Source organism: Oribacterium sp. WCC10 (assembly GCF_900113415.1).
GTDB lineage: Bacteria > Bacillota > Clostridia > Lachnospirales > Lachnospiraceae > Oribacterium.
This window is the reverse complement of sequence record NZ_FOPH01000014.1, coordinates 91,707-99,450: the sequence shown is the minus strand read 5'-3', so window position 1 is coordinate 99,450 and position 7,744 is coordinate 91,707. Positions and strand designations below refer to the sequence as shown.

General features: G+C 38.2%; 8 protein-coding genes. 1 reads left to right on the top strand and 7 read right to left on the bottom strand.

From position 1 onward, the window contains the following. The 5 genes from BM294_RS11090 to BM294_RS15955 all read right to left on the bottom strand — a co-directional run. Positions 1-413: hypothetical protein (locus tag BM294_RS11090; protein WP_207648058.1), on the bottom strand; the 413-nt coding region annotated here is incomplete at its 3' end. Positions 414-1,371: 958 nt separating this feature from the next. Continuing rightward, entirely contained in the window at positions 1,372-1,761 is a 390-nt protein-coding gene (locus tag BM294_RS11080; RefSeq protein WP_139225877.1) for a hypothetical protein, read from the bottom strand. A gap of 208 nt (positions 1,762-1,969) precedes the next feature. Further along, positions 1,970-2,203 (bottom strand): hypothetical protein, encoded by a 234-nt coding sequence (locus BM294_RS11075; protein WP_091208141.1) that lies wholly within the window; start codon positions 2,201-2,203, stop codon positions 1,970-1,972. Next, positions 2,196-2,465, bottom strand: coding sequence for a hypothetical protein (locus tag BM294_RS11070; protein WP_242944513.1), 270 nt, complete (start codon positions 2,463-2,465; stop codon positions 2,196-2,198). Before BM294_RS11070 ends, BM294_RS11075 begins: the two co-directional genes overlap by 8 nt. 32 nt (positions 2,466-2,497) lie before the next feature. Continuing rightward, positions 2,498-2,725 carry a hypothetical protein gene (locus BM294_RS15955; RefSeq protein WP_175494637.1) on the bottom strand — a complete coding sequence of 76 codons (228 nt, stop codon included), beginning with the start codon at positions 2,723-2,725 and terminating at the stop codon, positions 2,498-2,500. Between the two features lie 517 nt (positions 2,726-3,242). Here BM294_RS15955 and BM294_RS11065 point away from each other — a divergent pair. After that, positions 3,243-3,512 (top strand): YbbN family protein, encoded by a 270-nt coding sequence (locus BM294_RS11065; RefSeq protein ID WP_091208138.1) that lies wholly within the window; start codon positions 3,243-3,245, stop codon positions 3,510-3,512. A 344-nt stretch (positions 3,513-3,856) separates the two neighbouring features. Here BM294_RS11065 and BM294_RS11060 read toward each other — a convergent pair whose 3' ends face one another. Then, positions 3,857-4,840, bottom strand: a complete 984-nt coding sequence (locus tag BM294_RS11060) for an alpha/beta fold hydrolase (RefSeq protein WP_091208135.1) — start codon at positions 4,838-4,840, stop codon at positions 3,857-3,859. A 577-nt stretch (positions 4,841-5,417) separates the two neighbouring features. Continuing rightward, positions 5,418-7,661, bottom strand: a complete 2,244-nt coding sequence (gene recD2, locus BM294_RS11055; protein WP_091208133.1) for an SF1B family DNA helicase RecD2 — start codon at positions 7,659-7,661, stop codon at positions 5,418-5,420. Between the last annotated feature and the right edge of the window lie 83 nt (positions 7,662-7,744).

Genomic DNA, 7,744 nt, shown 5'->3' with positions numbered 1-7,744 from the left:
ACGAATGTCTCAATCTTTTCAGCATGAATATACGGATGCTTAACAAGGTATTCAAGAACCTTCTTGTTGATTGTCTCTTCTGTGAACTGCTTCTTATCGAACTCAAATACAGTTCTTGTGAAGTTATAGTTCGGAACTGTTGCAGTCTTCTTTGCTGTTACAGCTGTCTTTGGCTTCTTGTCTGCAGTCTTCTTAGGACCACGCTTTGCAGTAGCTTTCTTCTCAGTAGCAGTATCCCTCTTTGCTTCTACAGCTGCATCTTTCTTTGCTCTTGTAGTTTTCTTCTTAGGAGTTGAATCTGCCTTTGGCTTAGGTCCTCTCTTCTTAACTGTTGTTTTTGGTGCTGGTTTTTCTTCCTTCTTTGGTTCTTCAACTTTTGGCTGCTCTACAACCTTTACGTCTTCATTATCCATACTCAAATCCCTTTCGTAAAAAAGACATTAACTTATCTTTTTTTATTATAAACGAAATGGAATTAATTTCTATAGTAATGACTGTGTTTTTATAACTCACAAAAAATAATATTCCGGCACTGTTCCATTTTTATATTACATCCATAATTCACCAATCTAAGTTTTTTGTTCCATAAGATAATTCAAGACACTTAACAGATTTGAATGTAACACTGTACCAAAGTTTTAGACACATATTAGGCATAACATATACCTACACGTTTTGATTTAAACTGAGCTTTATTGAATGTGAAGTGACGATTATGTATGATCATACCGTTTTCGAAATCATCAATAGTCGCATTTTCCATTTGTTTTATCAATTCTTCGATAAATAAAGCAGCCATCCAAAATGTATTAAATGTAATTCCTCTTGTAATGACATTATTAATCTGAATATACGAAGGATACCAAATGAGATCATTATGAATAGCATCCATATGTTCCCTGATACAAATCTATCTGACGTCTTTTACTCAATTTGGAACTCACTCTAAATCGGACATTTAAAGGTATGTTTATTTTCCGAATGATACCGGTTTCACTTATCCCTTTTAAGATACCATTCTTCCTGAATTCTTTGCCAGACAATGTGAAATCAATGCCCTAATTGTGTAAATAGCTATGAGTAGCTAATATGAGATCGCAAAATTCTCTAATTAATGTCACACTGTTCTTCATTTTTTCAACTCCTGCTTTAGCATGAGCAGTGTACATGTAGGATCTTTCTGCGTAGCGAAAAGAACCGGCATGATGCAGGATACTGACTCCTCAAATACCTAATCTCTATGTATCTTCAGACAAAGTCTCATACTCATCTGGAATACATAAAAAGACACGTCTGAGAATATAAAAAAGCACTCCGGTTAAAACTCATACATAACAATAATATTCTCCTCCTATTATGATGTTTCTTTCCTCAATCGTGATTCTTGATATGTTGAATGATCCTGATTCCAAACCCGGAAGGTGCAAACAGAATCGCATCCTTCGAAGATCCACCGTCGATGATTCTGTTTCCCATTGGATTAAAAAATCCTTTGTCCGTAAAATATTTCATTGCTTCGTCAAAATCATCGACATTGATACGAATCACCGTAATGTCATTCGGCATGGGAAGCTTATCGCCGGCCGAAGAGACATCGACATGGAAACCATTTGCGTCCTTCATGCGGAATTCTGTAATATCCTCGTCATTTAGCTTTTCTTTCACGTGGGTCGTCTCAAATCCCAGTTCCTCAAATATTTTGACAATTTCATCTGCGTGTCTCGTACATATCAGCGGGTTAAAGCTTGTGATCTTCATCATTTTCCTCCTATTAAATCAATGACCATTTTTCAAGATAATTAATTATATAGAAAAATTATCGGCATTATTACGTTAAGTATAACGTCTCATCCTCCTCTGAAATACACAAAAAGACACGTCTGAGAATGTCAAATTCATTTCTCCGGCGTGTCTTTTATAAACGTCTTATATGTTATTTTTGTATCATCGTGGAGGTTATCCACGATTTTTAAGCAATCATTCCAAAAGCTTTCAGTGCTTCTATATCGGACGTTAAGATAGTATTAAAATCGCATTCCAAAACCAAGGCTGGTAATTCTTTAATATGTTTAACTATTTCAGGATATTCACCTTGTAACTGTTCTATGCTTTTGCATCCAAGTGCTTTCCAGACATCCTTTGCTAATAAGTATACCTTGTCTTCAATCAATATTGTGGTTCTAAACAGACTGATTCTATTCATGAAGTTTCCCCGATTTCTTAGCAAGTTGCTTATCTTCCTTTTGTACTCTTCTTTCCAGTTTTCTAATATCCTCAGAAGGAGGAAGATTCTCCGGTTTGATTCCCCTTTGCCCCAGCATCTCTCTTACTGAACTGTTGTTGTCAACATGTTCAACCGTTATAGCAGACTCCCCTTGTAAATCCTTTTCTTCAACATTGTAATTTGTCATCTCTGTTGCAAGATTCTTGGCTGCTGTTGTAAGTGTAGGCAAAAAATCTGCCAAGGGTCTTGAATCCTTGACTCCAAGACGTTATTTCATCTCTTTGGTAGTAAATCCACCGAACAAAGCCTAGTCACCTTTTGAACGTATTCTTGCCAAAACAGATCAATGTCGTCATCCAATGTATTTCTGGTAATCGAATACCCTTTATCCTGAAGGGCTTTCATTATGGTTTTCTTATCTGCCAGATGTTCCTCATTTGTTTCATCCTGCAGATATCGTAATAGGGCTAATATACGTCCTTTGGAATTTGGTTTTTCCATTAATTAGCAGCCTCCCTGGTTTACTATATGAAATCATTTTGGCGAAAAATAAAAATTATTTTCACGTTGACTCATTGTATAAAAACCGATACAATGTAAACAAGTCAAAGAGCTGTGGCGTGTGCTTCACAGATCTGAAACGATTCGTGATGAAACTAAGAACGGTAGATGAAATGGCGTGTGCTTCATTGATTCGAGGTTCTTTTTTTGTTGGCCTTATTTAGTTACATTTCTCTTGATTCAACAGAATGTCTACAATAAAAGAAAACGGAAATGGAAGTATACCGGTTCGAAAAGCAAGGACTTTCTTTAGACAGTTTTCAACTTTCAATGTAATTTAATTAGACAGCTATGGAATCTCATCAGACAATTCCGGAATTTAGATAGCCACCATAGAATTAAAGTAAACAGTTCATGTACATATTATCGACAGGATAGACTTTAGTAAGACAGTATGGAATCAAGACAGTCATTGCTTTATGAATCCTTAAAGCGAAGAATCCAACGAGACTTATTGATGATTATGAAACCCGTTAAGGGCAAGAATTTCAATGAATTTTTTTCACAGATAAAAGGATGTGGCACCACACATCCTTCAGTTGTAGAAAGATATGTACCTGTAGAAGATTTCCAAACCGAGACAGCTCAGCATGAAGTATTTGGAGTTCCAACAACTATCCTCTACTTTGAAGGGAAAGAAATCCTTCGTAAAAGTGGGTACTACAGCCTTGAAGAATTCTTTGCAAAGGCTGAAAGAATCCTTGAAATAACAGAAAGCCAGGAGTGATCCCGGCTTTCTGTTTTCCAATTATACAATGATGAATATAATAGCTATCAAACACGTTGTCTGTGGCCTGACTCAATCGACTTTACAGTATCAAAGACAAATGAAGTTATAGTCTACTGCTTTGCCATGTGCTTTTGAGGACATTATTGTTTATTTGTGCATAATTGCCAAAGTTCATTTTAATAAGCCAAATATAGCAGATAGTCCTTTGGCAATATCTGAATCATTTTTAATTGTCTTTTGTGTGATTTTATGAACCTTATCCTTTGTTATGAAACGTATTTCGATATAACGGTTATATTTTTTCTCTAAATCATCTTTTATAAGCTGTTTGCTTCAATATCCTATTCTTGATTCAGGAATTGTATAACTCTCTCGTGAAATTCCTTGTAATATGGTTCCTCGATGAAAGCAACATGTGATGCCCCTTCGATAATTTTCAGTGCTGAGCCTTCCGGAAGGTAGGCAAGACAGGAATTTATCTGTTCATTGTTTAAATACGGATCTTTATCGCCACATATGACAAGTGTAGGAACAGAGATTTTCTCAAGATCTATCAAAGACTGCGATTTGTCCACACAAAGATCCTGACGACCACCGTTAGGACTTGATTCACCATCGTAATGCCATGAGCTTGAACATAAGAGCTCTATCACTATCGGATCTGTAATCGTTTGGTCAAATGTTCCATCTTCGTTCTTTTGGAAATCATCAGCAGCGTGTTCCCATGTATTATGATGAAATGGCTCCGTTACTTCATATTCACCAATTCCGCATAGAATGGGCGCATATAAAACGAGCTTTTCTACATGCTCCGGATGGCTTGTTATAAACCGGCTGCTTGTTACTGTCCCCCAACTCCATCCGAGTAGGTCGATTTTCTCCTGTCCTGTTACCTGACAAATCTTATTTACAGCAGCATCGATATCTTCAGCTGCATAATCAGAATCAGGCATAAAGCCATCTGTAACTACGCCTGATCGTCCATATCCCGCAATGTCAAGTCTCCACACAGCATATCCTTTACTGGCAAGGAACCGTACAAGGCTATAATCCTTATAGTCGATATCAAATTCATGAGATGAATAAGTCAATCCATGTATCAAAAGGATATTGTTATCAATTTCTGTTCCTTCTGTCTTCGTACAATCAAGATGCAGAGCTATGCCATTTCTCTCAAGCGGTATCTCTTCATAGCTGTATGTCAATTCCGATATATCATCTTGAAAATCAGGTACTTTTTTATTGCTGATACTGAATCCTATATAAACACAAAAAAGAACTATTATTAAAGGTAGTAATATTTTCTTCTTTTCTATTTTTGACATAATGATTTAATTATCCAGTTTTCGTTTGTTATGCTTAAATAACTATAATGATTTACTTCAAAATAATTACATAATGCTTATCATTAGATATATCGGCTGAATCCGAATAATCATCAGTGATTTTGATAGCTCATTTACTACTTATTAGCTGCCTATCCCTAAACATGCTTCCATGATTTCACCTCATACAATGAATTGGCGTTAACATCCTTGTACCGAACTCTATCTGTCCCCGCTGCACTCTTCATAAAATGGACATGTCAGACAACACTGTCCGCATCTCTTCTCCTGGATTCTTTTCTTTCTGTTTAACCAGTAGATAATACGCCTTATCATCTGCCGCCTCCCGGAATTATTTCTCGTCATTATCTTCTCTATGTACCTCTGGCATTTCATTCAACATAAAAACACCTCCTCGTTCTATATACCAGTTACTATCAGATTTCATTTCTGATCTGTTTCTGACTATACAATAAACGATGAGGTGTACTTTAAAAAGGCCACTTAAATTGTCTGAATATTTGCAATTATTTATAAATCAATACAGTTAATCCGCATGTATTTATCCCGAATTTTTTTATTTCAGCCGTTCTTTCAGCATAGTATTTCTCTTTGACACTGTCACATTTCTGACTGCATATGACAAGGCCTTCTTTGTGCCGACCAACACAAGGATCTTTTTTGCACGAGTTATACCTGTGTAGATAAGATTCCTCTGGAGCATTATGTAATGGTTCATAAGGATCGGCATGACGACGATAGGGTATTCTGAACCCTGTGCTTTATGTATGGTTGTGGCATAGGCATGGACAAGCTCATCCAGTTCGCTGACATCGTACTCCACAATATGTCCGTCAAAGTTAACTTTCAGGGTTCTGTCTGTGTCATTTACAGACTCAATGATACCGATATCTCCATTAAAGACTTCCTTATCGTAGTTATTCTTTATCTGCATCACCTTGTCGTTTGCCCTGTAGACATAACCGCTGCGGTGAAGGCTTGGCTTAGGCATGGTGACTTTGCCCCTGCCTTTCATAAATATCTCTTCATCAGCAGGATTAAGTGCCTCCTGAAGTGAGAGGTTTAGGCTTGTGGCTCCAACAACACCTCGCTGCATTGGAGTAAGCACCTGTATCTGTGATGGCTCCACATGGTAGTATTTCGGAAGATTGTTCTGAACAAGCTTTACTATCTCACCGGAAACTGCTTCGGCATCTTCGTTCTGAATAAAAAAGAAATCCGTATCCTTTCGGTTACTTATGTCCGGCATCTTACCCTCATTGATCCTGTGGGCATTCATGATGATACAGCTGGTCTGCGCCTGTCTGAAAATCCGGGTTAGTCTTATCACAGGAAATGCAGAGGAATCTATGATATCACGTAAGACATTACCGGCACCAACTGACGGAAGCTGGTCAATGTCGCCAACCAATATAAGTCTCATGGTTGCCGGGATTGCTTTAAGGAGGGAGTTCATCAGAATAATGTCTATCATAGAGCATTCATCGATAATAAGAACATCACCTTCAAGTGGATTTTCTTCATTTTTCTGATATCCTTCTGGCGGTTTAAACTCAAGAAGTCTGTGGATGGTCTTTGCCTCCATTCCTGTAGTTTCTGTCATCCTTTTAGCCGCACGCCCTGTAGGTGCTGCAAGAAGTATCTTAAGCCCATAAGCCTTGAAAGCAGAGATTATTCCATGAGTTGTTGTGGTCTTTCCCGTACCGGGGCCGCCTGTAAGTACCATAACTTTGGCTGTGGCAGCCTTCCTTATGGCATCTGCCTGGATGTCATCATAAGACATACCTGTTATCTTCTCTATGGCACCAACATCAACGGATAATTCATTGTTCCCGGTCTTCTTCCTTGCTTCCGTAAGCCTTGCATACAGCTTATCTTGTGCCGGGGAATCACTAATCTTTTTAAGCTTTGATGCAACACCTATTTCTGCATAGTAAAAAGGCGGAAGGTATATCGGTATAATGCTGTTTCCCTCAGCATCTTTCTTTATGATATTCTGTTCAAGGATCAGCTCCTCTTTCTTGATCATATCATCGAGGGTACTTATGACTGTTTCCTCTGATGCCTCAAGCAGCTCTTTTGCCCTGTCAATAAGCTGCTTTCGCTCTGCATATACATGACCATCATTAGAAAGCTCAGATAATGTAAACATCAGGCCGCTTCGTAGACGCATGTAGGATTCTTTCCCGAAGCCAAGCTTCATTGCGATCTGGTCGGCCGTCTTAAAACCTATGCCCCAGATATCATCAGCGAGCCTGTATGGATTTTCCTTCATGACTGTAATGCTTTCATTGCCATACTGTTTGAATATTTTTGCAGCATAGGATGTGCTGACCTGATGATCCTGAAGGAACAACATGATGTTCTTTATCTGTTTCTGTTTCTGCCAGGACTCGGCAATCATCTGTATACGTTTGGTTCCGATCCCCTCAACCTCTATAAGAAGTTCAATGTTGTCTTCGATCACAGTAAAGGAATCAATACCAAATCTTCTTACGATCCTTTGAGCAAATTTTGGACCTACTCCTTTTATGAGCCCTGAACCGAGATATTTCTCCATCCCATAAACAGTCGCCGGAAGTGTTTCCTCCCAAGTATCTGCCATGAACTGTTTACCGTACTTAGTATCAACCTTCCAGTTTCCGTGTATCAAAAGAACTGATCCCACATTGACATCCAGCATGTTGCCAATGACTGTGACCAGTTCTGTATAATCCTTCACTTTACACTTAAGAACTGAGTACCCGTTCTCAGGATTCTGATATGTGATTCTCTCAACTACGCACCTGATTTTCTGCATCAATGACCATCCATTTACGTTTTGACTACATCAATAACATACAAGTCAAAAAGCTTTTTCTGATTTCAAAAAGCTGAGAGACA

Coding starts and splice junctions, on each gene's coding strand:
- BM294_RS11080 (WP_139225877.1), bottom strand. CDS start 1,761: ATGATGAAGATCACAAGCTTTAACCCGCTGATATGTACGAGACACGCA.
- BM294_RS11075 (WP_091208141.1), bottom strand. CDS start 2,203: ATGAATAGAATCAGTCTGTTTAGAACCACAATATTGATTGAAGACAAG.
- BM294_RS15955 (WP_175494637.1), bottom strand. CDS start 2,725: ATGGAAAAACCAAATTCCAAAGGACGTATATTAGCCCTATTACGATAT.
- BM294_RS11065 (WP_091208138.1), top strand. CDS start 3,243: ATGATTATGAAACCCGTTAAGGGCAAGAATTTCAATGAATTTTTTTCA.
- BM294_RS11060 (WP_091208135.1), bottom strand. CDS start 4,840: ATGTCAAAAATAGAAAAGAAGAAAATATTACTACCTTTAATAATAGTT.
- recD2 (WP_091208133.1), bottom strand. CDS start 7,661: ATGCAGAAAATCAGGTGCGTAGTTGAGAGAATCACATATCAGAATCCT.